The organism is Hymenobacter sp. NBH84, assembly GCF_014217645.1.
In the GTDB taxonomy this organism is placed as follows: Bacteria; Bacteroidota; Bacteroidia; order Cytophagales; family Hymenobacteraceae; genus Hymenobacter; species Hymenobacter profundi.
Genome location: NZ_CP043645.1, coordinates 1 through 26751 on the forward strand (window position 1 = coordinate 1; position 26751 = coordinate 26751).

The following is a 26751-nucleotide window of genomic DNA, read 5'->3' on the forward strand; positions in this document are numbered from 1 at the left end:
ATGAATGCCACCCTGTATCTGCCGTATCAGCTTCCACAGGCAGTGCCAACGGAAGGGTTAGTACTGCCCGACCCAGCAACCGGATTTGTGAAGGTGCCCGAACAGGTGCCGGTGCTGATGTGTTGTGTACCAAGTCTTGTAGACGTACTGGCTTCCGGGCCAGGGTACGTAGCCTATTCCATATTCGATTGTGATGAGCCGGTGAATCTTCCTGCAATGACAGCGGTGTCCAGAGTTTCAGGGATAGAGTTTGACCCGGAAGACGAGTTCGCAACTCTGTGTGGAGCCGTGTTACTGGTAACAGATAACTGATGTGTGAGGCTGTTGAGACAATCGTGGAAGACAGGTTTGCATGCAGGTTACAGAACCAGATTAATATATATTGCAGGCGATACTTACACTGTTTCACCTGTTATTAAATATGAACATCTGGCGACTCATTACCCATCATGAAAGTGCTGATGAAGCACTGCAATGGTATCGTAAACATCAGTGCATCTGTATAGGTTGGGATGCCGTTGGTAATATCCATGAGAAAGGCTATCAGGAAGCTGCTGCCATTAGTGCTGTCATCAGCGAGGTTTATCCTGAGTTACAAAATGCAGCTATGGGCGGACCCTCTCTATGGAATTTTTACCGTCATATGAGAATAGGCGACTTGGTTCTATTACGACATAACGGTATTAATCAGGCTGTTGTAGAGGTAAGGGGTAACTATGACTGGAAAGTGGACAGTGAAGATGGCAGCGACTTGCTGGATGGCTACCCGCACATGCGCCGCGTAAAATTCACGATGCATAATCCGGATGAAATATGGAATACCACAAATTGGGCTTCCGGTCAGAACCAACGATGGACGCTGGCTCGCCGCATGCTGTCGGTGGTATCTGCTTAAGATGGTGGTTAATCACGGGAAGGTCTGGCAGGTTGTAGAAATCGTCCGGCAGCATAATGCCTGTACCTTCACAGGTGGAAGTTCCACGTGGTATATAGCGGTTTCTCGTTCAGTGCACCCACTTTATGAGATTATTTTCTGATTTATAGATAGTTACATAAAATAAGATGGATTCACCGTTCACGAAACCGCTATAACAGCTTGACGCAGCTGCTTACTTAAGACTTGCTGCATGGTCTGCACCCTTGCCGGGCAATGGGTGGGGGCGATTGGAAATCCTCATTTATGGGCAACCGTATGCCATAGCCACATCGCGGATTAATTGATTGCATCTCCTCAGGTACTAATAGGAACAGCAATAAACCGTGGAACTGGAGACGTTGCTTAGGGAGTAAAATATTTGCGCTTGATCAGCTGATGCCTGTTCAGGAAGCGTTCGAGTTCGTATTTGGACCAGCAGTAGTAATTATATAAGTGCCCGTTTTTGACAAATGCGTCCAGCATGTCATACAATGTTGCATCTATTACCGTTGTTGTGAATACCCCATATCCGTGTGCTCCATATTGCATAATGACATTTGCCGCATTTGGTAATTTTGCCGCTGACAGTGAAGTGCGAGTAGAAAAGTATTTGCACTGGAATATGTAAAGCTCCTGTTGTCTGCCCGGTGCCAGCCGGGTTTTAATTACTATATCTCTACCGCCATCCCTGGAACGGGAATTTCCCATTTTTTGAATAGTATTTGAGTCGAATCTTGGATCGCAATAAAGGATGTCATAACAAAGCTCCTCAAATTTGTCGTCATCCAACTCTGGCCATTTGCAGTCTCCTGTGATAGAAGCTTCAATTATATTTTGTGTTTTTGCATATGCCGGATACAGAAATTTGTTCAAATCTTTGATTTGCTCAAAGCTCATTGAATTGTCGCTGAAAAAGACATATTTAAAATCTTTGTAACTGGCAATAATTATGTCGCCCAGCTCTGAAAGCTGATAGGTTATTTGTTCTTTGTCAATTTTTACAGTTCTGGTGAAGGTAGCAGCCTTTCTTCTTAGGGTATCATCGTCCTTGAAAAGGTGGCCTTGAACACCGGTGTCCTGCGTTATAATGTCGGTTAAATGCTGCTCAGGTGCAGGACTGTGTCGTTGAGCCAGTAAGAAGGTTGTACATCTTATGGAATGTAGCAGTTGCTCAGATTGTCTGAAATACACTGCGGCGGTGTCCGTAACCAATGCGAGCAAGCCATTATATAACACTTTTTCAGCTGGTTCCAGCTTAGTGGTGTGCTCGATGCCGGAATACAGCTTAAGCGCACCAGTGAGATTTGTTCGCGGGGGAATAATCCAATTCTCGGTTGAGAAGTAAAGGGGATCTTTGAAATCTTTGGAGAGCGGGCTGCGCCAAAACAGATAACTCTGCTCCGGGTACGTCCTATATAGTTTATTGAAGTATTTTGTTGGGGATGTATGGTACTCAGAGGCTATTTCTTGGTGCCCTTGATTAATCAGATTGGCCCAGTACCCATTAATTAGGTCAGGGAAATGAAAGACTCTTTTGCTAAAGCTATCTTCATACTCAGATATTGTATCCCAAAACGAAATGACATGTATATCATCATATATCTTAAGCTCTTGGCTTATAACTTCGGAAAAATAAAAGAGCTCTTGCTGTAAAGAGGGGGTGTCGGTTGATGTGCAGGTTATTCTAAAGTATAAATGAATACGGTCTTTTTTTTCGTACCCGAAGTTCACTACTGATATGAAGGGGGCAATCGTTTCACAGCAATAAGAAACCATGCTGTAGTCCTGAACGATATCAATGCTGCTTTGGGTAAAACCTACAGATGACAAGGGAAATAATAATTCCAGTTCGCTGCCATTACTGGCATAATTCACAAACTCATCTTGGTCTGCATTATAGAACTCCTCGACTAAGTAACGTGGCATTATGGATTGAGTAGTGGATTATCTTATATTTCCTGCGTTTGCATGCTCGCCGTAATACCAGCTGTTGAAAAGGAAAATGGGGAAGTAAGATTCATTCATTATGGGGCCATCTCGAGCTCGTTTAGCATGATAATCCCCTCTCTATTTTGTGGCTACTCTGGACTGTTCCGTGAGGCCCCAGAGCCTGTGTAAGGATAGCAAAATATTCTCTGGATTTCTTTTCTCCTTTCCTCGTTAGTGTAGCCCCTATGGGTTCTCACCCATTGGCTCCCGTGGTCGGCATTGAAGTGAGCAAAGCCATGCTGGTCATTTTGTACTAGGTTGACCAGCAGCCAAAGCACTTAGGAGTCAGCAATAACAAAAAGGACTTCCAGCACCTGCTGAAGATCTGTGATGCGCAGTGCCTGTTCGTGATGGAGGCTACTGGCACGTATAGCCTAAGTTTGGCATATTGCAGGAACACGGGGTACAGGTAAGGTAACCGTGCTGAGTGCGATATAATGCGTTGGGAAAAGGGACGCAGTATATGGGCGCACACTAGCTACCAGTTCCAATATATGCCTAGCAAGCCGCTGACGAATGGCCAAGATGCCAAAAGATGGGTGCAAGCAGTCAATGTCAGCTTGAAGTAAGCGGCTGTTGCACAACTGGGACGAAATAGCTGAGCTGGTGGCCACTATATGGGGTTCTTGTTGCAAAAGGGCGGTTTTACACGCTAAGCAGTTAACCAATTGATTTATTGATTTTTGCTAATAGTTAATTCTAAGATTATCAGAAAGGAAATCCTTTTTGATAGGCTGGTCATACCCCCTGTACGCCTTGGAATCGGCCTTTTCCGGTCTGTTTTTCGGTCACCCTTTTTGATAATCGGGCTTAGCGTGTAAATCCGCCCTTTTGGAAGAAATACCCCTTTTATGAACGAGAGTTTCAGCAGGTGTACTTTAAACCCGAGGCCAATGGGCGACACCCCTTCCGGCTGAAGCCGGAAGCGCAGGTACCCGAAGAACTGCGGGCGTTCACGCTTAAAACACTGGTGCAAGAACGGCGGTGGCAAGGTAGCTGATTGCAAGCCACCTTGCGAGGATGCCAGAGTAGGCTATGTGGCTTGGGGGCGGGGACCACGCCGACGGTAACCGGGCAATGCCAGACCGGTACGGAACTCGTGGTAGCAGTTGACCGCTGAGCGGTCATTGCCTATGTGTTTGGTAGTGCGGGCTGGCGCTTCGTTACCGAGACGGTAAATTATTTGATTGGTATTGGCAACCGTAATGGGCTCCAGGGTTATGCCCAGACGTTGCTCGATGCGTTCAATATCATGCAGATATACTCGGGGCGTTTTGGGTGGATAACCTTGATCGAGCATCCAAGTAGTGAAGGCGGCGCTTTGTAGCATGAGTAAAGTGAAAGTAAGCTTAGGGAAAGGCTTATAAGATGGGATTAAATGCTATTTCGGTTCAAGCTACGGGGCTAATTAGGCTTCCTGCTGAAACAATTCGTATTCGCGGCGGCCGCCGGGACGGCTGTCTACTTTGTCGCGGAACAGAACGCGGAAGCCGGTAGGCGTTGGCCACGAAACCCGAAGAATTTTTTCGGCGATGAGCTTATTGCCTAAACGACGATAAGTTTCGGCCGGCATTTCCGACAAATCTGCAGTATCCAGATCAGCGCATTCTAATACTAGGTCATATGGGTCGGTAAAGTCAGTGTTGACCTCGACATGCGTCTCGGAGTAAGAGCATTCGAGGCTCCGGTTTTCATGGCGGAAACAGCCATACCCAGTCTGGATATGAGCAGCCAGCGGATGGTCATGGCCGATGAGACGACGCAACTCTTCCGCCGCCCAGTAGTCGGGCACGAAGATGTCGACGGTACCCAGCTTCGACAGAGATAAACCAGATTTAATCAGGATTTCCTGCTGAGAAATATCCTTATGCTTTTGCCATCTCTCTGGTTCCAGCCAGCCGTCTTTTTCTTTATGATGGTATAGTAGATAGCTGGTATCAATCCTGTGGAGCATTTTGGCCAGTAAATCAAAGTCAGTATTGCTGCTCTGCATGTTGCCGTCGCTGACGTAGAAATGATCCAACTGAGTGGCCAGAATCTCCGAGAGTCGGAAGCGGAAGTAGATCGGAATAGGACACTTAGGAAAACCCAGGCTTTCCGCCCGATAATACGGCGTAGGGTCCTTCATCTTTTTCTCCTGCAGCAACTGCCAATCCAGACCTAATTGCTCCGTATAATATTGAGTGAAAGTTTGGGGCCGATAATAGAGCCGCGCATAGTCCCAGACAGGACTAGGATGGAAGTTAATACTACCAGAAGCATCGGCTAGCTTATGAGGTGTTTTGCGAACCTCACGCCGCGAAAGCAGTTGCCCGGAGCGAATAATGGAAGCCGCGTTAGTTAGGTGCGTACAGTGAAAAGCATAACCAGCCCACTCGGATTTGGCAGCGTGCCTTTCCAGAGAATACAAATACGGTAGTACACGCGTTGTATCAGCCTTGATCAGAGTCAGAACTGGCTGCTGGGCAGGTTCGGGCAGGGCAGCGTGAACAGCTAAGGCTACTAGATCCCAGTAACCAAGGTAGCGCTGTAACCAATCTGTCTGAAAGGCATAGCCCCACTCGCGGCGGGACAACGTGGGCCAGTGCAGGTACGATTTCAGGCCATCTAATAACCCTGTATTGAAGGCTATATCTGTACGCTCTGACAGATATTTCCAGTCCCAAGGCAAACCAACAGTAGATACCAGTACCTCAGCTGGCTGAACCAGCTTTCTCTGAACAATCTTTACCCCCTGTTTCTTGGTTTCCTCCCACCAATCGGCCAATGCTTGGCTACGAGACAACTCTTTAAAGGACCAATAGGCCTGAAACTCGCGCAGGCGTTCAACAGTAAGGTCAAAGGGCGGGTTGCGAGACAATTGAAGCCACGGCAAATGGGCAGAGACACGGCGGAGCAACTCAACTGACCACTCTATATCCCGACGGGTAGCGAGGTACGCCCAGTCGAGTGGATAGTCGGCCAGCGCATGCATTAAGTCAGCCGTCCATTTTAGCCGATGATGGCGGGTAAGCGTGGGCCAGTCCCAGGCGTGTTTGGCTAAACGGCAGAGGCTGTCCCCATCGAAGCGAAGGCTAGGATTAGCAGATAGCGCAGCCCAGTCCCAATCCTGGTTGGCAAGGGCTTCTACTGTTTCTAGGTGAATGGAGAGCCGTGGGTTAGCGGACAGCGTGGCCCAGTCCCAGTCTCGATTCTGCAATGCCAGCAGCCCTTCATCTTCAAGCCGCAACGCGGCAGAAGCAGACAGCACCTTCCAATCCCATGATTTAAACCTGAAATCAGTGAGAATCTTAGCCGAGAAAACTACATCCTGACGCAGGCTAAGCGCCGCCCAATCGACAAATTGGTTGTAGCGACGGAGGTCAGCCTTGAACTGCTTGTTAGCCTGTTCTTGGTATCCCCCGATAAAGAGGCTGTATTGCGAGATATACGTCCAGTCCCAGAGAGAACTAAAGTCCTGACACAGCAGATAGTCGGAGTTAGCATTCAGCTCGGTATTACGTGACAAGGTGGGCCAGTGCCAATAGTTTCGGTAGCGGCGTAGCGTTTCGCGGGTGAAATGCTGCGCTAGGCGCGAATCAGCGGATAACAGGGGCCAATCGAGGGGCAGCTCACTTACTGGCGTTGCTTCCGGACGCGGATAGATAGGTTGTCCGTTGGGAGTAGGCGCAATAACTTCTACCGGTAGTTGCCGAGTGAAAGCGGCAAAGGCTGCTGACCGAACTTCCGGGTTGTGGAGAGTGGTGAGGCGGCGGCTCCAGAGCGGCAAGTTGGCGACCAGCTCGTCGGGGGATATAACCTGGCTCAGAATATAGTCCCAAGGCAGGTATTCCTTCACGACCGGATGATCGAGCAGATGTGCGTGCAGCAGCGGGTAGAGTTCTGGCTGGCGCATGAGGTAGGGCCAATCAAGATATACTGCCAACGGGCTCCAATTTGCCTGCACCTGCTCGGGGCTGAGTAGCGGGGTTACCAGGGACCATGGCAGCCACGGCTGCACCTGAGCATCGAGCACCCATACAGTAGTGAGGAGGAAATGCATAGCCTCCTGGCTTACTATCTGGGTCCAGTCTATTTTCGGGGCCAGCTGGGATACGTAGTGAGCAAGCTGCGTAGGCGAGAGTTGGCCACTGATATATTTCCAGTCCCACGGCAACGCAAGCCCCGGGGCAGTCGTGAGACTGTATTCCAGCTCAAGATGCGGAGCAGCTGCCTGGGACAGGCATGCCAGTTGTTCATTGGGTTGCAGGCGGTATTGTTTATCGGCCGCTGACAGCAGCAGTTCCAGCTTGGCAGGCGTGGAATTAACCAGCGCGGGCCAATTCCATTCGGCATTAAAGTCCTGTTGGATCAGGAGGAAATCAACTACTGCATCCGGGTCACGGCGGCAGAGCTGTGCCAGATTAAGATGCTCCCGGTATGTTGTATACCAAGAAAGCAATACAGATACCGGCAAGTACTGATTGGCGTAAGCCCAGAGGTCAGGCAATGATGCAGGAGCATTTGCCTGCAATTGAGTGTGCAGCCCAGACAACCGCAAGGCGACCTTTGACGGCCCGAATTGCTGCAGTAACCGGCTCCAAACAATACGGTCGAGGTAGCGGGTAGTAAGAGCCGGGGTCCAGGAAAGATGTTCATTGGATGACAGCGCAGCCCAGTCCCAGGCAAAATCCGGGTATTCTACAATGCGCTCTACCTCGCGGAGCTGAGCACTGACAAAAGCAGCCCCGGCAGCGGTGCGCACCCGGGAATGGTAACGGGCAAAATGCTCAGCAGTCCAGGCAACAGCGGGATGCTGCTCGAACCCGGGGCTGAACGAACCGGAAGCCCACTGCAACAACCCTAGCTCGTCGAAGACAGCTATTAGCTCCGGCGTCCAAGCCAGCGGCTGCGTAGTCAGGGGGTTTATATCGTCGCGATGCTTACGCAGCAACGCCAGCAGCCTGGTCTGCTCAGTAGCAGAAGGGGGTAGCTGGCCCACTGCCAGCAACCGTCCGAGCAGACCGTGCCAGGGCAGTAGATGAACCAGATGCTCCAGATGCTCCCACAGAAAAGGTAAAGAAACCGTAGTCAGTACCTGCTCCCGGTTCCAGGTACCAAAACGGCCTGCTTCCATTTCGGCCTTTAGGGCCGCTTCTAGGAATTGCGCACCGCGTTCGAGCAGCAGACTGCGACTGAAAGGCAGAACAGCAAGATGCGCGAGGATAAATGTTTCTGATAAGCGGTTAGCCAATACGGCCCAGTCCCACTGAAAGGTCTCGGTGCCTACCAGCTGGTTGGCCCAGGATGACTGCAGAAGCTGAGTAAGCCAGCTTTCCACGGCCGCTGGATTGCGCTGCGACAATACTTCAAAATCCCAAGGGTACTGTAGCTCTCCGTCCAACGACTGAGTAAGGTGAGCGGAGATGAACCCGTGGTCTAGACGGGCTGATAACACCGTCCAGTTCCATATTTCAGGAAACTCATCGAATCGTGCCTGACAGAGAGCTGGCGGAATATGGGTAGAAAGCTGTGAGTGGTAAGTTGGAGGCACAAGGCGTGCTAATGCCGGCAACACTTCAGGCTGAAACCAACTAAGGCGGGAATCTGCCAGCAGGTCGGCCCATTTCCAGTCCTGACTAAACCGTTGCAGTTGTGTCGCATCGATTACCACCGTGGAATCCTGCCAAAACCGGGCAAATTCGCAGAAGTGCCCCCATTCTCGCCGCAACACCTCGTTAGCGGGCTGGTTGACTAACCTAGTCAGCAGTGGGCTGGCCATTTCATTCACTGCAACGGTAAAGCGATAATCAGTCGCGTCGGCCAATGGAGAAGCGGTACTGAGCCGGTAGCAGTAGCCGGTGACAGGAAGGGCACCCAGAGTTGCATACTGATTAGTGCTACCGAAGTAATCGACTTCAGACAGATCAGACCAAGCTACTTCGACCTGACTTTTCAACTGCTGCCAGGCGTACTCCGACAGTTTCGTATCCGGTCCCGGCTGCAGTTCGACGCGCCGTCCAGGATGTTCCACCAACACTTCGTTTGTGAGGGCGGCCTGAAAACCAAATTCATGAAAAGGGAAATCCGCGGGCCCGGTTAATTTCTCGAATTCCCAATAGCTGCAGGTAGCCCGGAAGTATTGATACTTCACGCGCTGCGTGGCAGCTAAATGAGTGAAGGCTGTTCGGGCAATAGTTTTATCCTCTCGGCGAATCAGGCCGAAATCAGCTAACCCAGCTAATAACTCTTCCCAGATAGCCACCTCAGCCGCGTCGCGGTAGAGCAGGGGCGTAACCGTAAAATCTTCGGTAAGAGCGAAACCCAATACAGTACCCAGTACCAACTCATCTACCACGCCCCCCAGGTATTCCAGACACTGCAGGATGATGACCTCCTCCGTTGGCACAGGCTGTGCACGACGATATTGAATTCTGACGTGCTGCTTTCTCAGGCCCAGATGCTGGGGTTGATCTTCAAGAAAGGTAAAACCTGGGTAGGACACTGGGACTAGGGATAGAGAAGTAAAAAAGTAACTAGGTGGCGCAGGTCCGTTAGCTTTTTAGATAAGGTAACAGGTCAGCATAGGGCACTATCCGGCCACGGGCCTGGACGGTTTCGTAGACGCGCCGATAACAGTCGTTCCGGCTAAAGTGGCGGCTGTTGCCTACGATAATAAGCAGACGTTTTGCCCGGGAGAGAGCTACGTTTAGTCTATTGGGAAACTGAGCGAATCCCAGGCTGGTCTGCAGTGGGTACCCACCGCTGGCGGGATAAGCCTCCAAATCAGGCTCCTGAAAACGGGTAGCAGCAATCTTATCGCTGCGCACCAGCGACACGACCACAATATTGCGCTCCATACCCTGAAATTTATCAACGGTTTGTACCCGACAGGGAATAATATCACTAAACTGCGCAGCAACTTCCTGAAGCAGATTTACCTGTCGGCCGTAAAAAGTAATCAGCGCTACTTCGCGCTCTTCAGGCTTGGTCCAGTGGGCCTGAAATTCCTCGAACCCCTGGCTCTGTGATAAGCAAGCCAGCACGGCTTCCGTGGCCTGAACCTCGGATGGGTTGATGCGGGAGGTACCAGCCAACAGTTCAGGCTCGTCCACTTCTACCCATATAAGATGGTCAGAAGGGCTGACCAGTACCGGGTGCGTTAAGCCATGGTAGCGACTAAGCGCGCTACTCAGATTGGGTTCATCAGCGGCTGCCTCCAGTATACCGCACTTGAGGCCATTATCATCGACGTAAAACTGCTCGATAACCGCATTAATATCGGGGTGCATGCGGTACTGCGTGTCAAAACGCGATACAACACCAGGTTGGACGCCAGGCCGGGTGAACAGGCGCTCGAACTGGGAAGTTTCAGCATCAGCACGCGAGAACTGGGCTGCCAGTTCCGGAGCGCCGGCAGCTAACAGGGTACTACGAAAGTCCCCCTCGTCCAGTAGAGGAGGCAGCTGACGGTGGTCTCCGATAATGATGGCTTTATATGCATAAACCAGGGCCAAAGCCAGCTCAGGAGGCGTGGCCTTACTGGCTTCATCCATCACCACCACATCAAACCGGATACCGGAAGTATCAATGGTGTTAACTGATGACGAACCTTTTCCTGAATTCTTTGCGCTATTCTTCTGACTTACCTCCGTTGCCGTCAGCCGCTCAGCAAACACTTTTCTATACTGCCGGAAAAATTTGGTGTAGACAGGTTTAGTTGGAGTACTGCGGGTACTTTTCTCGCCTAAAGAGCCCCCGGTAGCCCCGATGACATTAACGTTTTCCAAGTAGTGTTTCAGCACCATTGCGCGGGTTGCCGGAGCCAGGTCATCCAGGGCTGTTGTCCATGCTATAGTCAGTTCGGTCGGCAGTAGCGCCTGGGCAGTGGCCCGGCGAGCAATCGTGCGCATCCAGCGGCGCAGGATGTTATCAGGCTGGTCAACTGGTCCTGATTGGGCTTCAGTAGGAGCAGTGGCCCATTCCTCCAACCGGGTCAGGGCATAGCGTCCACCCTCCTCTTCCATCTTTGCTTCAGAGCCAATCCGGATTGGCTTGACGAGATTATGAAAACCATTCTCCAGCTTTTCAAGTGCGTTATCGACAGCCGTATTGGTTTCGGAGGTGAGCAGGACACGGTTTAGTGGATTCTGGCGAACCAGGTGCCAGATTATCTGGGAAATGGCAGTTGATTTGCCGGTGCCAGGTGGCCCCTGCACCAACGCCATATCAGGAGCCAATAGAGTGGCCACGACACTGGCATGCTGCGATTCATTGAGACGCAGAAAAGAGTGTTGTGCTACCTCCTGCCATGTGGCCGAGCCAATATTCAGTTCGGCTGGCTCTGCTACACCTCTGGCCTGAGCAGCATCGAATAACGCGGCGCGTAGTTGCGGATTGGGGACAGACTTTTTAGGATCTGTCATACGGCGCAGCGCATCAAAAAGGCGGGCCAGCTTTTCCCGTTCTCCAGTCAGGTTTGGGGTGATGGAATTGCCGGCGGTCAACTTGGTGAAGAGCTGAAGGCGGGTTTCGGCATCAATCTCCGGTGGTAATGCAATAGTCAGAAAGGGAAACTGCACCCGAGCCAGCTTACCAATTTTCTGGTAGGTTTTCTCCTCCCCTACTCCTACTTCTTCCCCGGCAAGCTTACTGAAGCGCGTGTTGGCATCCTCCTGCTGACGCCGTGGATCGGGGCGGGCCAGAAAGTGTAGCTGATCTGTGCCGAACAAACGTGCTACCAAGCCTACCTGCTCCAACCTGTTCTGATATGTATCGAGCAGATTACGAAGCCGTAGCACCTGAGCTGTTCGTTTGGAGAAATCCAAATGATACTGGAATTCCAGCCGAAAGCTGTTAGCGCTGAGAACAGGTTGGATCTTTGGGAAAGCCAGTCTTAACTCAGCACCTATCTCTTCCAATAAACCCGATGACGATTTTTCATCAGCGCTGGTCTGAAAGCAGTAGCGCAGCTGACAAATTTTGACCTGTTCCTGCTCAACCAGGTCTGCCACCCAGGTTTGTTGAACTAACTGACTAAAGGAGGATGCCCAGACATTTCTGGTAAGCCGGCTCGTAACCAAAGACGCTTTCACCCCACGCGCCACGAATCCATGGCTGGTTAAAATCCTTGTCAACGCCATCCGAGCTTCAGCGTGCGCCCACCGTTTAGCGTTACGCTCAGCAGTGGTCATAGCAGGACTTTCCGGATTAACCAGCAACACTATTTCCAGATTGGTCTGATAGTTAGATGCTTCGCCCTGGCACTCTGCTTTTATAATATTCCAAGGGAAAGCCAGTTCAGCCTGTTGTAACAGTAAAGTAGCCTTGGCCTTTACCAGGTCTGGGTGTTCAAACCAACTTCCGATAGTCCCTTTCAGCATTGGAGCCGGTTCGAACTCCATGTAACAGATTTCAGCTGCTTGCTTCAGGCTATTTAATGCTCCTTCCGTAACAGTAGTGTTCCATGGAAGACAAAAGAGTCCTTCTTTCTCCCGGATGTCAATTTCGCGTAAGCGAAGCGTCTGTCGGGCAGACTTATAGAATAAGGATACGGAGTCAACCTGCTCTAATTCAACTTTCCATTCATCCGCTAAAGGAGTGATGTTCGCGGCCGGTTTGATACCAATAGGCTGCTCGTTGAATTTAATAAGTGCTTTCCTCGCCTCAATGTAAGAATACCAGCTTTGTTGATGAGTCTGTAAATCGGATAACTGACGAGAGGACATTACTAATTATACTAAAGATAAAAGGTACGAATGGCTGGTAAATAACGTCATCATTGAGGTGGAATACACTGTTGAGGTCGAACAATTGTAAGAGCGTATTGGGAAATTGGATAAGTCTGTAAACGAAAAAGAGTCAGTAAGTTGCGCAGGGAGTTCCCAGGCTCCGATTCGCTTCATGGTTGACGGCTATCAACCCTTCACTGACTCGCAATAGCAAGTTATTGGTTCGCTGCTGCCCGTACAACGCCGACGGCGCCTGTGTTTGCGTCAGGTCTTCAACGCGGTGCTTTACCGGCGACATTCCCCGCCTGGACGACTGTGTACTACTACTTCTATCAGTGGCAACGCACCGGCCGTTAGCAACGACTCAACCACGTGCTGAATGTCTTGGACCGGCTGCGTTCAGGACAGCAGGCCCTACCGTGGCTGACATGCGTGGACAGCCAGAGTGTGCATCTGGCCCCAAATATCTTTGAACGCCGTGGCCTGGACGGGGACAAGTGCGTGAAAGGGCGTAAGCGCCAGATCCTGACTGACTCGGCCGGTCGTATCTGGTCGGCCCATGTGCACGCGGCGCACCAGCACGACTCGGGCTGTGGCCCGACCCTGCTGCTCCAACGTAGTTGGGGTGGATGACGCGCCTGGCCACGGTGCTCACCGATCAAGCCTACCGTGGCCGCTTTGCCCAGCACGTGGCCGGCTTAGGCTTATGCCATGAGTTGGATAGTCGCCCACCCACCACGACGGACCTTATGCCCATCACCAAACGCTGGGTCGTCAAGCACACCGTTACCTGACTCACCAGCTTCCGCTGTTTGGCCCTGAATTAGGAGTTCACCCCGGCTAGTCGCAGCACGTGGCTACTGGTCGCTAACCTGACTATCCGTCTAAACCGCCTACTTTGAATTCCCCTACACGCTCTTAATTGCTGAAAGATTAACAATCAAGTCGCACTGGTAAGCAATGGGTATTTACTTTAGCGAATAGTCACGCCATCCAATACTTTATGAAGATAGATTTTAACTCTTATATCTCAGGACAAGGTGGTATTATAGGCGAGGTGGTGTTGTTTCGAGCCTTAGCTCATGCCCTATCTCAAAAACACAGAACATTGTATTTAGAAGAGACCCATCAGAGGTATGTCGAATTTAACTCAAATTCGATTTTAGCTCCAATTCAGCGAGAAATATCAGACATATGGATAATCTCATTTTCTCAAAAACTGAATGAGGCTAGGATGACGTTCTTGCAAGCCAAATTAGATAAAAAACCAAAAACAAGCAGAGTATTCAAATTTTCAGGCGAATATTTCCAGTACGAGTTGCTATCAGACAGGCCTTTGATTAAAGATATAAGCACAAATACTAATCTGTTTCCAGATGATGTATTATCATATACTTGACCTCCCCCCATTAAACTGGACCACGCTAAAGTAGAGAAATCAGGCACTTGTCGTACCTTAAAACCAAGACACTTGCCATGAAAAAGACCAAGTTTACCGAGGCTCAAATCGTGTTCGCCCTGCGTCAGGCCGACACGGGCGTGACTGTCGCGGAGGTGTGCCGGAAGATGGGCATCAGCGAGGCCAGCTACTACAACTGGAAGAAGAAATACGGCGGGTTAGGTGTGCCCGAGCTACGCCGGCTGAAGCAGTTAGAAGAAGAGAATCTGCACCTGAAACAACTCGTGGCCGACCTGAGCCTGGACAAGCAGATGTTGCAGGACGTACTCAAAAAAAAGTTCTGAGGCCCGTGCAGCGTCGACACGCGGCTCAGCACCTCATCGACGCCTACCGCATCTCCGCTCGTCGTGCCTGTCGGGTGGTGGTGTTGCAGCGCTCCAGCTGGTCCTACAAAGCTCACCGCCGCGACGACACCGCACTGCGCCAGCGGCTGCGGGAACTGGCGCACGTGCGTATCCGCTACGGTTGTCAGCGCCTGTTTACGCTGCTACGGCGCGAAGGCTGGGCAGACAACCACAAACGCGTTCATCGGTTGTACTGCCTGGAGGGCTTGAACTTACGCAGTAAACGACCCAAGCGCAGTCGGGCTGCTGCCCACCGGTTGGAACGGGTCGCACTCCAGCGTCCCCATCAAAGCTGGAGCATGGATTTTGTGGCTGATCAGCTCTTCGACGGACGGAAAATTCGGGCCTTAACGATAGTCGATAACTTTAGTCGTCAATGCCTGGCCATTCACGTGGGACAGTCGCTTAAGGGCGAAGACGTCGTAGCCGTCATGACCCGCTTACGGCAGCAATTGGGCGTCGTGCCCGAGCGCATTCAGGTCGACAATGGCAGTGAGTTTATCAGCAAGGCGCTCGACCGCTGGGCCTATGACCAGCACGTCACGTTGGACTTTTCCCGGCCGGGTAAACCAACCGATAACGCGTATATTGAGTCGTTTAATGGGAGCTTCCGGGACGAATGTTTGAATGTGCACTGGTTTCTGTCGCTGAGCGACGCACAGGAGAAAATTGAGCACTGGCGGCAGGAGTACAATGGCTTTCGGCCGCACAGCTCGCTACAGAATTTAACGCCCGATGAAGTAGTGGCTGCCGCCACTACCGTCGAGCTTCAGAACGCCTGATACTCCACTTTCAAGCGGTCTAATAAATGGGAGGAGGTCATACTGCCTTTGATTCAGTGGGGACATTTGGAGTTTTTTATTATGATGATAATGGTGATATCGACCTTGCATATTGTGTAGCCTCTTTTCTACAATGCACTTCAAAAGCTAAAACCAGGAAGCATACTACCAAGACCTTAAAGTTTCCCGCATTTTCCTGTCGTTGCTGCGATTATATCAAAAATCTCAATGAATTGATATGCACGACTGACATGGATGCATTTGAATTTTACCTGACCAGATTGTTTGTAGGTGCCCCCATTCAGCATAATCATAAAATTATAATTATGCTGCAATTGATTTTTGCAAATAAATCTAATCCCATTGCAAGTAGTTTTATACAATTAATTCAACGTTTTGCCCCTGATAGCATAGACAGAACGAGTGTTGAATCAGCAGATTTTCAAGACGGTGCCTTCCTTCAATTTTTTTCACCTAGGATATTACTAGTCGATGTAGACGACATTGTACAATAACTATATTATTAGATTAGTTTTAACAGTAAAAGTTAGTACGTCAGTTAAAAAAGCTTTCTAAACGACCAGCAGAATGACTGGTCTTTCTAAGACGGACAGCAAGACGTTTCCTATGACTGAAAATTGAATTTCGGAGGAAATCTCTCCACCCGCAAGAAATATATGCCAGCATTTAAAGCCGAGTGCATTTGCCAAGTAGCGGCGGGTGCCCAGCAAAGTGATGTGGACGTGCCCAGTATATTGCTAACCTTGCTCCTAAATCCGTGCTCAGCAATGCGGAACGCGACGAAATCAGGCTGTGCAGGAGTATCGCTCCGGCATGCTCGTTTACACCTATACTCAGAGCATATCCAGATCGATACTAAAGCTACAGTCCTAGAGTCTGAGCAGCATTGTAGGCCACGACGTTGTTGAGTTGGGTGTAGCGCTCAATCATGGCATCGGTTTTTTGCTTGGTCTGGTTCTTTATGGCCTTGTGCGATTGCCCGTTGAGCACAGCCACCGTCACAAAGGACACGCGTAGCGAGTGGGCCGAGTAGCCCGGCCCCAGGCGCTTCTGCACCAGCTTGTTGATGGAAATGTCCGACAGCCGCTTCTGGGATGGCGTCGCCATTTGCCCTGGCGTAGTACGGGGAATCTTCACGAACAGCGGCCCGGTGGTGCGGCCCAGCAGGTTCAGCCAGGCCCGCAGACAGCGCACGGGGCAGAAATCCATGTTGGGCGCGTAGAAAATAGCCTTGTCCTCGATGGCCCCGTACTGGTTGGTTTTGCTTTTAGCCAGGTGCACGAGCAGGGCGCGCTCGGTGAACTCGAGCTGCTCGATGTTCAGATCCACTAGCTCCGAGCGGCGGAAGGCGCCCGCAAAGCCCAGCAGTAGCAGGGCCCGGTCCCGAATACCAGCTGACGTGTCCAGGTCGATGCGGCGAAGGGCGTGCTTGAGCTCGTCGACCGTGAACGCCGGGGCCTGGTCCTGGCGTTTGCCCAGGGTGCGGGCAATGCCGTCCATCACCACGTTCAAGGCATCGAGCGTAGCCGGCAGCCGGTAGCCGGCCAGCTGATGGGCTTTGCGGATGGCGGCCAGGTGGCGCTGGATGGTAGCCAGCGCGTGGGGCCGGGTGAGCGGCTGTTGGCCCTTGCGTTTCTTGTTCTCCCCACCGCCCCCAGGGCTGGGTTCCGGGGCGGGCTTCTCGGTAGCCAGGTAGGCCACGTACTCGGTCAAGGTATCCACGTCGGCGGGCACCGCGAGCAAGCCGTGCCGCTCGCAAAAGGCGACGTAGCTTTTCAGGTCCGAGGTGTAGGCCCGCTCGGTGTTAGCCGCCCCCTGCAGGCCCGCTTCCAGAAAGCCGGCCACCTTGGCCGAGGCCCGGGCCAACTGGGCACTGATGGGTTGGGTAGTGTTGGATGCTGGGACCAGAGATAGATCGTCGGGCATGAGCGAGGTTTCGGGTACGGATCAGGTGAGGTGAAAGAGGCGCAAACTAGGCTGCAGTTTCTGCACCACTATATATAGGAGTGAAAACCGGAAAAACGCGCTCGTTTTGCCTAGCGAATATAAGTTATGATAAGTGAGCGTTATCATAACTTGTTTGTCAATTGCGCAATGAGCGAAGCAGGCTGCTACCGCACCCATCGGGCGCGTATATTCCCCACCCTACTTGGGCGCCTCTCAAAAAACGGGATAAATAGCACGTTAAGGAATTTGACCTATGAACAGATACAAAACTCGCTCGGTTAACTTAGCTGCTGCAGCTTTTCGGTGACTGTGGATGACGACGCCCAGGTGACGCAGGTATTTGTACAGTGTAACTTTGGAGATGCGCAAGCGCTGAACGATTTCGTTGACGCCCGGTTGCTGTTTCTTATAAAGCGTCTCAGCTACGGTGACCGTGCGTTCGGCTTCTTCCGATAGTTCGCGGCGGCGCCCCCCGACGCGGCTCTGCGCCCGCGCGGCAGCCAGGCCGGTGTGAGTTCGCTCCCGAATGAGTTTCCGCTCAAACTCGGCCAGCGAGGCAAACAGGTTGAACACCAGCCGGCCCTGGGCTGATTTGCGGGCTGATATTTTGAGTTGGTAGCCCACCGCCAAGCGGTCAAGAGGTGAAGCTGTATGTGGTTGGGGCATGGCCTTCGCTGACAAGCACGGCTTTCCAACTTAGCAGAAAAGCTGCTGACTCCGGCTACCCCACACTTTTTGATGCGCCCCGTGTAATCCGGGCAGCGCTGGTACTGTCCGCGGCTCAGGTTTTAGGCATCGTCGGAGGTCTTTTCATGCTTTCTCATTTATTTCTCATCTCATTCTCATGCCGGGGTATGACTTTTAGGCTAATCATCTCTTAAGTGGGGGAGAACCGCAAACTGTGCGGGGTAGCAGCTTACCCAGTCGTCAGGAGGAGGACTTGCGTTGCGGATAGGTACTAGCCCCTGACAATGGCTATAACTTATTGTCCCACACTGTTTGAGAATCTTCACGACTATGATTACCAACGCTTCAGTTTCCAGGTTAGGCTTCCTATACGGCACCTTTGCTTTCGCACTTATGTGCTTCTACTTCTGCATGTGCTATGCATTAGACTTACATAAAAATCAACTGGTGCGCTTTGGTAGTCACGTATTTACGGTGGTAGCCGTTATCTTGGCTATTCGAGCTTTTAAAGACCAGACAACCGGCCCAGTTTCTTACTTGTCAGGGTTGAGGCTGGGCTTTTTTGTTGGCTTGGTGGGATCAGTAATCTTCGCGGCCTTCATTTTTATCTATGCTAGCTTTCTTCACCCAGCCTATCAAGAGGATTTACAGCATGAGATGTATTTTAATGCACATCTCAGTCCCTTCGTACTGGCGGGAGCAATTGCGTTGTTTGGAACCATCATTGGCAGCTTGGCCGGCTATATCCTGATGATATCAAACGGCACACCTGCTGAGTGAGATGGGCCAAGCTACCCTAACAGAAGAAGGACGTCTCTTCCTACTGTTAGGACTGAAAGGAGAGTGGAGCGTTGCCCGCTAATGGCGGGCCTCAAACAGTGTGGGACAATAAGTTATAGCCATTGTCAGGGGCTAGTACCTATCCGCAACGCAAGTCCTCCTCCTGACGACTGGGTAAGCTGCTACCCCGCACAGTTTGCGACTCTTTATTGCTTCGACTTCGCACAGCGTTATGTTCTGTTGACTTTCTACACAGCTTCCGTATGTAAAGGGGAAGCTGCTGCTGCGAAGCCATCAGTAATTCAGCGCTGAACGCAACGCATCTGGAAAATAACCGGGAGTAGACAAGCAGTTAGGGCGATACATATACCGCATCCGGTCCACTAGCCTGACCGCCACTGTATAAGAGCGACATCATGTTTGCTGGGCTTTTTTCCTTTGTGGTGGTCGCCGCTAAGCCTGAAAATCAAATCGCACCGTAAGTTCTGAGGTTGCTGTATAGTAAACTGTTTACGTGAATACTTACAAGTGTATCACCCGTACTCTCGTATAGCAGGCAGGTTCATGCTTCTTCATCCAAGCTCCTTTTTTGAAAATTGCTGCTGGGCGGCGGCATACCCGAGGCCGGCAGCACTACTTATTTAACTGCGTTTCATTTTTTGCCTGTATGAAAACCCTGCTTATTGTTCTGGCTAGCCTGTTGCCCCTGTTGGGTCTGGCGCAGCAAACGCCGCCTGCCTACCAACTCAGCACCCACATTCTCGACATCGGCCGCGGCCTGCCCGCGCCCGGCGTCACGGTGCGTCTGGAGAAGTATGATGGCGCGAAGAAAACCTGGAGCCAGGTAGCGGAGAAGCAAACCGATGCAGCCGGCCGCATCGGTGATTTCCTGCCCACCGCCGGCCAGAAAACGCCCGCCACCGGCACCTACCGTCTCACCTTCCTCACCAAGCCCTACTTCGCGGCGCAGCAGCAAACCTCGTTCTACCCTTTCGTGGAAGTGGTGTTTGAACTCACCGACGGCGCCCACTACCATGTGCCCATTACGCTGTCGGCCTTTGGCTACTCCACCTACCGCGGCAGCTGAGGTGGCTGACGGCCGCGGCCACCTCAAAACCCGTGACACCAAGGTGCTCTTCGGCGCGGGCTTCAGCAACGACTGCATAGTAGATGCTACTGCCTGTTTTACTGGCCCCTGTATTGGCCATAGAACCGGGGGCGGTGCGCACCGACACGCTGGCTACCGTGCTCACGCCCGAAACCGGAAAGCGCATACTGGCGTTTGCGAACGGCGGCGAGCAGACGCCGAGCCAGGGTGTTAATTCATTAAAAATAAGTAGCTTACATTTTTTTCTGTTGCCAACTTTCATGCTTGACCTACTCGTGAAAAATGCGCGCCTCGACGACTACCAGGCCAGCGTAGACATCGGAATCGTGGGCGAGCAGATTACGCTGCTGGAGGCCGACATCACGGCCCCGGCCCGCGTGGTGCTCGACGCTGAAAACCAGTTTGTGTGCGCTGGCTTCTACGAAACGCACATTCACCTCGACAAGGCCTGCATCCTGAGCCGCTGCCCGGTGCAGGCGGGCGGCAAGGAGGAGGCCTCGCAGCTCACCAAGGAGGCCAAAAAGGATTTCACCGAGCAGGACGTGTTTGCCCGAGCCAGTCGGGTAATCGAAATGGCTATCAAGAAAGGCACCATGGGCCTGCGCACCTTCGTCGAAACCGACCCCCGCGCCGGCTTGCGCTCGTTGGCGGCCCTCAAGCGGGTGCGGGAGGTGTACGCCCCGGCCATCGACATTGAACTGTGCGCCTTTGCTCAAGACGGTCTGACCCAGGAAATGGCTACCTACGAGCTGCTGCGACAGGCTCTGCAACAGGGGGCTGACCTAGTGGGCGGCTGCCCCTACACCGACCCCGACCGCCACGTGGAATTGATTTTCGACTTGGCCGAGGAGTTTGAGGTGAACGTGGACTTTCACCTTGATTTCGACCTTAACCCCGCACAGTCGGGCATCCCCAAAATTGTCGAGCAAACCAAGCAGCGGGGCTACCAGGGCCGCGTGTCCATTGGGCACGTCAACAAGCTGAGCGCCATGCCCCCGGCCCAGCGTGCCGGGCTGGTGCAGCTGCTGCTGGAGGCCGAAATTGCCCTGACCGTACTGCCTGCTACCGACCTGCTGATGATGGGGCAGGAGCATACTCACCTCATTCCCAGAGGGGTAGTAAACGCGCACGAATTGCAGGCGCAGGGCTTGCTTACCACCATTTCCAGCAATAACATCCTCAACGCCTTTACGCCCTACGGCGACGCCTCGCTGGTGCGCATGGCCAACCTATACGCCAACGTGGCCCAGCTTGCCACCGACGACGAAATCCGGGCCACTTACGAAATGGTAACCACCAATGCCGCCCGGCTGCTAGCCCGGCAGGCTCGCCTGCAAGTGGGTGGCCCGGCCACATTTGTGCTGCTGGAGGCCTCCAGCGCCACTGAGGCTATCCGCACCATCGCGCAGCCGCTGCTGGGCTACAAGAACGGCCGGCCCACGTTTACCAATCCGAAGGCCGTACTGTATCCAGCTGTCTGAGCCCTACTTCCCCTGCGGGGGGTAGGACTGACAAGTGCCCCTCGGCCCAACCTACTTCTTCCTTTATGCCCACCAACCTCCCCCTCACGCCCACCGACCTGCCCCACCTGCGCCAGTGCCTGGCCCTGGCCGCCGAAGCCCTGCACGCCGGCGACGAACCCTTCGGCTCGGTGCTGGTGGGCACTGACGGCACGGTGCTGGCTCAGGCCCGGAACCGCGTAAACGAACTCAACTCCCTGGCCCATCCCGAGTTGGCGCTGGCACAATGGGCTGCTGCCCACCTCGCGCCCGACGCCCGCGCCGCCGCCACCCTCTACACCAGCGGTGAGCACTGCCCTATGTGCGCCACCGCCCACGGCTGGGTAGGCCTGGGCAAAATCGTGTATCTCGCCTCGGCCCAGCAGCTTACGCACTGGCTTCAGGAGATTGGGGTACCGCCCGGGCCCGTGCACATGCTGCCGGTACAACAGCTTCTTGCCGATGCCCAGGTAGCAGGCCCCGCCGAGGGCGAGCTGTTGCAGGCCATTCGGGCCTTGCACGTGTCCTATCATACGCGGCCGAAAACGGCTTAGCAGCCTGAGCCAGGGCACCTTGCTGAGGCGCTCTTATGCCTGCAGAAGCGGATAACACGGCTTTCCGTAGAAGTACAGCGTGCCCACGTGGAGTGCTATGCAGGTAGCGCTTCGGTACGCGGTAAAACCTAGGCGGATTATCTACCAGCAGTAGGGTAGGGCGGGTGCGCCAAATGTGAGTATGCGTCGGACACTGGCTCAGGTTAAGCAAGCTGTGGCCTAGCGGACACTGTGTACTCACGATATCAAAGTTTACACTACTACGAACGAATCGGGGCAGCCCACGGCCAGCGGGCGGTGCTGGTCGAGGTAGGCGCGCATGGCGGCCACGGCGTGCTGGCCGGTGCTGCGGCGCGCGTGGCCCAGGTGGGAGGGCACGGCCTGCCCCGTCACGAAAGCCACCAAGTAGGTGCGGGCCGGGTCGAGCAGCTGGCCACCCACGAGGGCGCGCTGCACGCGGCTGCCAGCGGGGTTTTCCATCTTGAAGTACACCTTCAGTCCCAGGCCCCGCTTCACGTAGCCGCCCCGCTGGCGCAGCGCGTCGGGGCTGTAGGTGCTTTCCAGGTTGTCTTCCAACAACTGGTGCAGCTCGATGCCGGTCAGCTCCACGGTTTCGATTTCGGGATCCATCGGCACGATGTGGTAGAGGTCTTCCAGGCGCACGGGGCCGGGCAGCACGGGCGCGCCGTAGCGCCAGCCGTTGGACAGGTACACGTCAGCCGGTACGCAGGCGCGCAGGCTTTCGAGCAGGAAGTCGTCCATCGGCGCATTCACCGAGGTGCCCCGGTGCAAGGCGCCGCGCACAATGCCTACCATCTCGCGCAGATACGCGTACGGGAGCAAGGCTTGATCAATGAGGGCCTGCACCACCGGATCGGGGGCAATGTCGGCCCCAATTTCCCGTAGTTCATGGTCATACGCGGTGATGCGGCCTTCCTCGAGTGTGAGGGTGAGCCGGCCGGCAAAGGAACCATGCGAACCGGATTGCATCACCAGGCAGCGGCCTACACGCACAGGCTCGTAGAGCCGGTTGTGGGTATGGCTGCTCAAGCACACATCGATGCCTTGGTGGCGCGTCAGCAGGTCTACATCCTGGGGAAAACCGCAGTGGGAAAGCAGCACGACCAGATCGGCCTGCTCCTGCTCGCGCAGCCGACTTACGCAGCCGGGTAGCTCCGCGTCGCCGGTAGTGAAGCGCAGCCCCTGGCTAAAGTGGGCGGGCATATTGGTGCCTACAGCAGGGCAGGCCAAACCAATTACCCCTACCCGCCGCCCGCCGACTTGGTAGACCCGGTAGGGAGGAAAAGCCAGTTCGCCCGACTGCTCGTTGTACACGTTGGCGGCCAGCAGCGGGTAGTTGAGCTGCGCAAGCAGCTGCTGCAAATGGGCCGGGCCGTAGGCAAAATCCCAGTGGGCCGTCATGCCCGCAATATCCAACTCGCGAAGAATGGGTAGTAGAATCTCGCCCTTGGTGCCTACTACCGGCCAGGTGCCGTGAAAGGTGTCGCCCCCGTCGAAGAGCAAGCTGTTGGGAAAGAGGGCCCGCCACATCCGCAGCGTGGTGGCCAGGCGAGCATACCCGCCGCAGGGACGGTACTCAAAATCGTCAGCCCCAGGAAACAGCTCCTGGTGCAGGTTGAGGTAGCCGTGTATGTCGTTGAGTTGGAATAAGGTAATCGTAGTGGTGGGCATGCGGCAAGGAAACTCTCGGGGAGAAGCAGGCTGATTGGGGAAGGGGGGTAGGGGAAGCGGCGGGCGTCAGCGGCTTTCCAGCAGGTAAATAGTTTCGGTGGAGGCCCCGGCCCCTACGGTGCTTTGCGCCACACTAACCAGACGCCAACCCTGGGCGTATAACTTATTGATCGTGACGGACTCAGCTTGGTGAATATCCACTGCGCCTGCCGGGCTGGGACCTTCCTTGCTCACCGGAATATCGGGGAGGGACTGCACCTGCCGGCGACCATTCGGCTGTATAATGGTGATTTCCGCCCGGTTTGAATTACCTGGCCGGCCGCTGCCTATCACCATCAGGTAGCCCGCCGGAGCGACTTCTTTTGGATAGGACGCCAACCCAGCGCAGGCCAACAGGCCGAGCACACAGCACAAAAAGACTTTTTTCATAAGGATAGAAAGCTATTTTATTTGAGAAGCGACAGGAGCCGCAGCAAGCCGCGGTGCGCCCGCCGAACAAAACGTTACCTTGTTTCTGCCTGCAAGTGCCAGGCGTTCATCGCTTTGCTAATGCTGGCTCAACCCGCAACAGCCTGGGGTGGCACCTGCTCTCACAGCGGTCCAGCAGCTTCGGGCTGATACAAAATGGCTTCTATTGCGTATGTAGCCGTGCCTTTTGGCAGGGGCCACTCTACCTGGTCGCCTACCCGGCAGCCGAGCACAGCGGTAGCCACCGGAGCCAGAATCGAGATTTTTCGGCGCCCCACATCCGCGTCCTTGGGATACACCAACGTGATTTCCAACTCTGTCTTGCTTTTCAGCTCCCGGAGGCGAACCACCGAGTTCATCGTGACAACATCTGGCGGCACGACTGCTGAATCAACCAGCTTGGCGCGTTTCAATTCAGTATCCAATGCCCCCACAGGCTGGTCGCCGCCGACTTGACGCTCCGCCTGTATTAGAGTTACTAGCTTAGCATGGTCCGCTTTCGTGATATAGATGGGCTGCATGTGTATGTTGTAAAGAATAAGGTGAACCAGGGGTGATTTACTGTTAAGCAGGTGGTTGGTGGTGTGAGTCCGTAGCCCCGGTAGCATAGTGCAACTGGCTGTGCTCCAGAAAATAAGCGACTGCGGAGCGTCTCTAGCTCACCCAGTCGCCGGCGGCTTCCGGTTGGTGCAGAACTGCTTCAATCCAGTAGCTGGTTGGCCCTTCCGGCGTACTCCACCGGACCTGGTCACCCAGCCGGCAGCCCAGCACGGCAATGCCCATGGGCGTCAGCACGGATACCCGTTCCCGGGCTTCGTTCGCCTCCGACGGGTATACCAGCGTGAAGTACCGCTCGTCGTTGGTTGTCGCCCGCAGCTTCAGGCGGGAATTCATGGTGATGACATCAGGAAGAACAGCGTAGGAATCAACAAGATGCGCGTGCTTGAGCTCCTGTTTCAGCACCTCTATCAGGTCGCTCATATCCGCTGGCTGCTCCTGCTGCACCAGGTTGGTTAGTCGCTCATGATCCAGCTTCGTGAGATAGATAGCATGAGCAGAAAGCTTGCTGTGCATGGCGTTAATCGTTTAGGTAGGGATGGGGACAGCGGCGGAAATGGCGGCCCGAGTGTGCAGCGGTGGTAGGGCTTCAGGTGGGCAAACGATGAATAGCCCAAACCTATACGGCACGGGTACTGCCTGCTAGTGTAGTACCCGTGCCGTATAGGTTCAAACGGCTTCCAACCAGAAAAACGCGCCGCAACCTGATGCAGATAGGCTAGGCAACGACCCGTATAAAGGTCCCGCCCCGGCATGAGAACGAGATGAGAAGCACATGAGAAAACATGAAAAAGCCCCCGGCCAGGCCGGGGGCTAACGGTACAGATGGCCGCCACCCTGCATCCGTTAAGAAGGATGAATAGGTAGCCAGACCTCCGCTACGGTACCTTGGTTAGGAACGGAAGTCAACTCGAGCCGCCCGCCGTGGCGCTGGATGATGCGTTGCGTCAACGGTAAGCCCAAACCGTAGCCCGGGCGGCCCTGGGCCCCGGCCGACCGATACAGCGGCTCGTAGATGTGGCTGAGCTCTTCCGCAGAAAGGCCGGGGCCCTCATCGGCTACCGCCAAGCGTAGGGTGGTGGCATCGGCATACATCACTTCCGTGCGCACCGGCCCACCAGAGTATTTACCCGCATTGTCAAGCAGGTTGAGCAGCGCGGTCGTGAGCAGCTCGGCATTGCCAGTCAGCATAAATAGGTGTGCTTCGGGGCCAGTGGGTACGTTGCGGAAGGAGAGGTGCCACTCGCGGTTGGGGTACTTGGCCCGCGCCAGCGCCAGGGCGTGGCGGAGACATTCGTCGAGGCGCACGGGGGTAGCGGCCGGCAGGGCGCCGTCCACCTTCGCCAGGTTAAGCAACCCATTGGTCAGGGCGCTGAGGCGGCGGGCGGCCTCCAGGCTTTGGGTCATGCTCTGGCGGGCATCAAACAGGGTAGTATCGTATTCGAGCGCCGTTTCCAGGGTGCCAACCAGTCCTGTGAGCGGCGTGCGCAGCTCGTGCGAAGCATTGGAAAGAAAACTCTTCTGCGCTTCAAACGCCTGTTCCAGACCGGCCAGCATCGTGTTGAAATCGCGTGCGAGCTGGGCCAGCTCATCGCGACCGTTGCCTTCTGCTAGGCGCAGCTGCAGGCTACTAGCTGAAATGCGCTGCGCCTGCTGGCTGATTCGCGCGAAGGGCCGCAGGGCACCACTGGCGAACAGCCAGGCAGCGGCCAGCGTGAGCAGTAGCGCCCCACTGTTAGCCAGCAGCAGCAGCCGGCCCAGTTGCCGCTGCTGTGCCCGCCCCACTTGGTCCTCGGCCGACACGAAGATGCGGTAATACCCTTGGGCCCTACCCTGCGGATACGCAAAGCCAATGGTTTCGAGCGCCCCTGTAGTCGGATACCGCACCAACTGGCCCGCGCCTACGCTGGCGAGGCGCCTTCGGTTAGCCGCTTGGTCGATGTGGTCGGCGCTGCTGTAGCGCAGGGTAGTGTCGGGGCCGTAGAGGCTGATTTCTTCGTGGGGTAGGGTAAGCAGCACTTCCCGGCGCAAACCGCGCAGCCGGTTTGTTTCCGGCGCAAGCCGGGGTACGAGCAGGCGCCCGGCCAGCGTGGCGCTATTAACCAAGCGGTGTTGAAAGCGTTGCGCCCGCATGGTGGCATTAAAGTAATAGACGCAAGCGGAGAAGCACAGCTGGATACCCAGGGCTAGCAGGGTAAAGCGCACCATCAGCTTATTTCGAATCAGCATGTTCTCAC

22 protein-coding genes are annotated in these 26751 nt (G+C 54.1%); 11 read left to right on the forward strand and 11 right to left on the reverse strand.

All coding sequences use genetic code 11. The annotated features are described in order from the left end of the window. Together F1C16_RS20045 and F1C16_RS20050 are read left to right on the forward strand one after the other, a co-directional pair. Entirely contained in the window at nucleotides 1-312 is a 312-nt protein-coding gene (locus tag F1C16_RS20045) for a hypothetical protein (protein WP_185284496.1), read from the forward strand. Between the two features lie 109 nt (nucleotides 313-421). Beyond that, nucleotides 422-895: a hypothetical protein gene (locus F1C16_RS20050; RefSeq protein WP_185284497.1), complete on the forward strand. Its 474-nt coding sequence runs from the start codon at nucleotides 422-424 to the stop codon at nucleotides 893-895. A gap of 384 nt (nucleotides 896-1279) precedes the next feature. On the opposite strand, the gene F1C16_RS20055 is transcribed toward F1C16_RS20050, so the two are convergent. From F1C16_RS20055 to F1C16_RS20070, 4 genes are all read right to left on the reverse strand, one after another. Then, nucleotides 1280-2842, reverse strand: coding sequence for a hypothetical protein (locus F1C16_RS20055; RefSeq protein WP_185284498.1), 1563 nt, complete (start codon nucleotides 2840-2842; stop codon nucleotides 1280-1282). 1096 nt (nucleotides 2843-3938) lie between these two features. Then, nucleotides 3939-4235: a hypothetical protein gene (locus F1C16_RS20060; protein WP_185284499.1), complete on the reverse strand. Its 297-nt coding sequence runs from the start codon at nucleotides 4233-4235 to the stop codon at nucleotides 3939-3941. A gap of 78 nt (nucleotides 4236-4313) precedes the next feature. Further along, nucleotides 4314-9389 carry a DarT ssDNA thymidine ADP-ribosyltransferase family protein gene (locus F1C16_RS20065; RefSeq protein WP_185284500.1) on the reverse strand — a complete coding sequence of 1692 codons (5076 nt, stop codon included), beginning with the start codon at nucleotides 9387-9389 and terminating at the stop codon, nucleotides 4314-4316. 49 nt (nucleotides 9390-9438) lie between these two features. Further along, the gene (locus F1C16_RS20070) at nucleotides 9439-12612 is read right to left on the reverse strand and encodes a DEAD/DEAH box helicase (RefSeq protein WP_185284501.1); all 3174 of its coding nucleotides are present in this window, start codon (nucleotides 12610-12612) and stop codon (nucleotides 9439-9441) included. Nucleotides 12613-12987: 375 nt separating this feature from the next. On the opposite strand from F1C16_RS20070, the gene F1C16_RS20075 reads away from it, so the two are divergent. The 5 genes from F1C16_RS20075 (at nucleotide 12988) to F1C16_RS20095 (ending at nucleotide 15715) form a co-directional block, all read left to right on the forward strand. Further along, nucleotides 12988-13248 (forward strand): transposase, encoded by a 261-nt coding sequence (locus F1C16_RS20075; protein ID WP_185284502.1) that lies wholly within the window; start codon nucleotides 12988-12990, stop codon nucleotides 13246-13248. Next, complete coding sequence (locus tag F1C16_RS20080) at nucleotides 13245-13409, forward strand: hypothetical protein (RefSeq protein ID WP_185284503.1); 165 nt, start codon at nucleotides 13245-13247, stop codon at nucleotides 13407-13409. The genes F1C16_RS20075 and F1C16_RS20080 overlap by 4 nt, the downstream gene beginning before the upstream one ends. Nucleotides 13410-13618: 209 nt before the next feature. Next, nucleotides 13619-14014, forward strand: coding sequence for a hypothetical protein (locus F1C16_RS20085; protein ID WP_185284504.1), 396 nt, complete (start codon nucleotides 13619-13621; stop codon nucleotides 14012-14014). Between the two features lie 77 nt (nucleotides 14015-14091). After that, nucleotides 14092-15200 (forward strand): IS3 family transposase gene (locus F1C16_RS20090; RefSeq protein ID WP_374940580.1). Its coding sequence is split into 2 segments (ribosomal slippage): nucleotides 14092-14347 and nucleotides 14347-15200, totalling 1110 coding nucleotides; the frame shifts between segments, so codons are not numbered across the junction. A 251-nt stretch (nucleotides 15201-15451) separates the two neighbouring features. Further along, nucleotides 15452-15715: a hypothetical protein gene (locus F1C16_RS20095; RefSeq protein WP_185284505.1), complete on the forward strand. Its 264-nt coding sequence runs from the start codon at nucleotides 15452-15454 to the stop codon at nucleotides 15713-15715. A 367-nt stretch (nucleotides 15716-16082) separates the two neighbouring features. Here F1C16_RS20095 and F1C16_RS20100 read toward each other — a convergent pair whose 3' ends face one another. Then, complete coding sequence (locus F1C16_RS20100; protein WP_185284506.1) at nucleotides 16083-17147, reverse strand: tyrosine-type recombinase/integrase; 1065 nt, start codon at nucleotides 17145-17147, stop codon at nucleotides 16083-16085. Nucleotides 17148-17405: 258 nt separating this feature from the next. After that, complete coding sequence (locus tag F1C16_RS20105; protein WP_258049156.1) at nucleotides 17406-17834, reverse strand: recombinase family protein; 429 nt, start codon at nucleotides 17832-17834, stop codon at nucleotides 17406-17408. A gap of 351 nt (nucleotides 17835-18185) precedes the next feature. Between F1C16_RS20105 and F1C16_RS20110 the strand changes: the two genes are divergently transcribed. The 4 genes from F1C16_RS20110 to F1C16_RS20125 all read left to right on the forward strand — a co-directional run bounded on the left by F1C16_RS20110 (nucleotide 18186) and on the right by F1C16_RS20125 (nucleotide 21796). Continuing rightward, entirely contained in the window at nucleotides 18186-18635 is a 450-nt protein-coding gene (locus F1C16_RS20110) for a DUF4199 domain-containing protein (protein WP_185284507.1), read from the forward strand. Between the two features lie 667 nt (nucleotides 18636-19302). After that, a complete protein-coding gene (uraH, locus tag F1C16_RS20115) occupies nucleotides 19303-19722 on the forward strand; it encodes a hydroxyisourate hydrolase (protein WP_185284508.1) in 420 nt (139 codons plus the stop codon). Nucleotides 19723-20003: 281 nt separating this feature from the next. Continuing rightward, complete coding sequence (locus F1C16_RS20120) at nucleotides 20004-21224, forward strand: amidohydrolase family protein (RefSeq protein ID WP_185284509.1); 1221 nt, start codon at nucleotides 20004-20006, stop codon at nucleotides 21222-21224. Nucleotides 21225-21289: 65 nt separating this feature from the next. Further along, complete coding sequence (locus F1C16_RS20125; protein WP_185284510.1) at nucleotides 21290-21796, forward strand: nucleoside deaminase; 507 nt, start codon at nucleotides 21290-21292, stop codon at nucleotides 21794-21796. A 252-nt stretch (nucleotides 21797-22048) separates the two neighbouring features. On the opposite strand, the gene F1C16_RS20130 is transcribed toward F1C16_RS20125, so the two are convergent. The 5 genes from F1C16_RS20130 to F1C16_RS20150 all read right to left on the reverse strand — a co-directional run bounded on the left by F1C16_RS20130 (nucleotide 22049) and on the right by F1C16_RS20150 (nucleotide 26743). Then, nucleotides 22049-23488, reverse strand: a complete 1440-nt coding sequence (locus tag F1C16_RS20130; protein WP_216859221.1) for a bifunctional UDP-sugar hydrolase/5'-nucleotidase — start codon at nucleotides 23486-23488, stop codon at nucleotides 22049-22051. 66 nt (nucleotides 23489-23554) lie between these two features. After that, a complete protein-coding gene (locus F1C16_RS20135; RefSeq protein ID WP_185284511.1) occupies nucleotides 23555-23917 on the reverse strand; it encodes a hypothetical protein in 363 nt (120 codons plus the stop codon). A gap of 161 nt (nucleotides 23918-24078) precedes the next feature. Continuing rightward, nucleotides 24079-24477, reverse strand: a complete 399-nt coding sequence (gene rnk, locus F1C16_RS20140; RefSeq protein ID WP_185284512.1) for a nucleoside diphosphate kinase regulator — start codon at nucleotides 24475-24477, stop codon at nucleotides 24079-24081. Nucleotides 24478-24610: 133 nt separating this feature from the next. Further along, nucleotides 24611-25030 carry a nucleoside diphosphate kinase regulator gene (gene rnk, locus F1C16_RS20145; RefSeq protein WP_185284513.1) on the reverse strand — a complete coding sequence of 140 codons (420 nt, stop codon included), beginning with the start codon at nucleotides 25028-25030 and terminating at the stop codon, nucleotides 24611-24613. A 330-nt stretch (nucleotides 25031-25360) separates the two neighbouring features. Continuing rightward, complete coding sequence (locus F1C16_RS20150) at nucleotides 25361-26743, reverse strand: HAMP domain-containing sensor histidine kinase (protein WP_185284514.1); 1383 nt, start codon at nucleotides 26741-26743, stop codon at nucleotides 25361-25363. Between the last annotated feature and the right edge of the window lie 8 nt (nucleotides 26744-26751).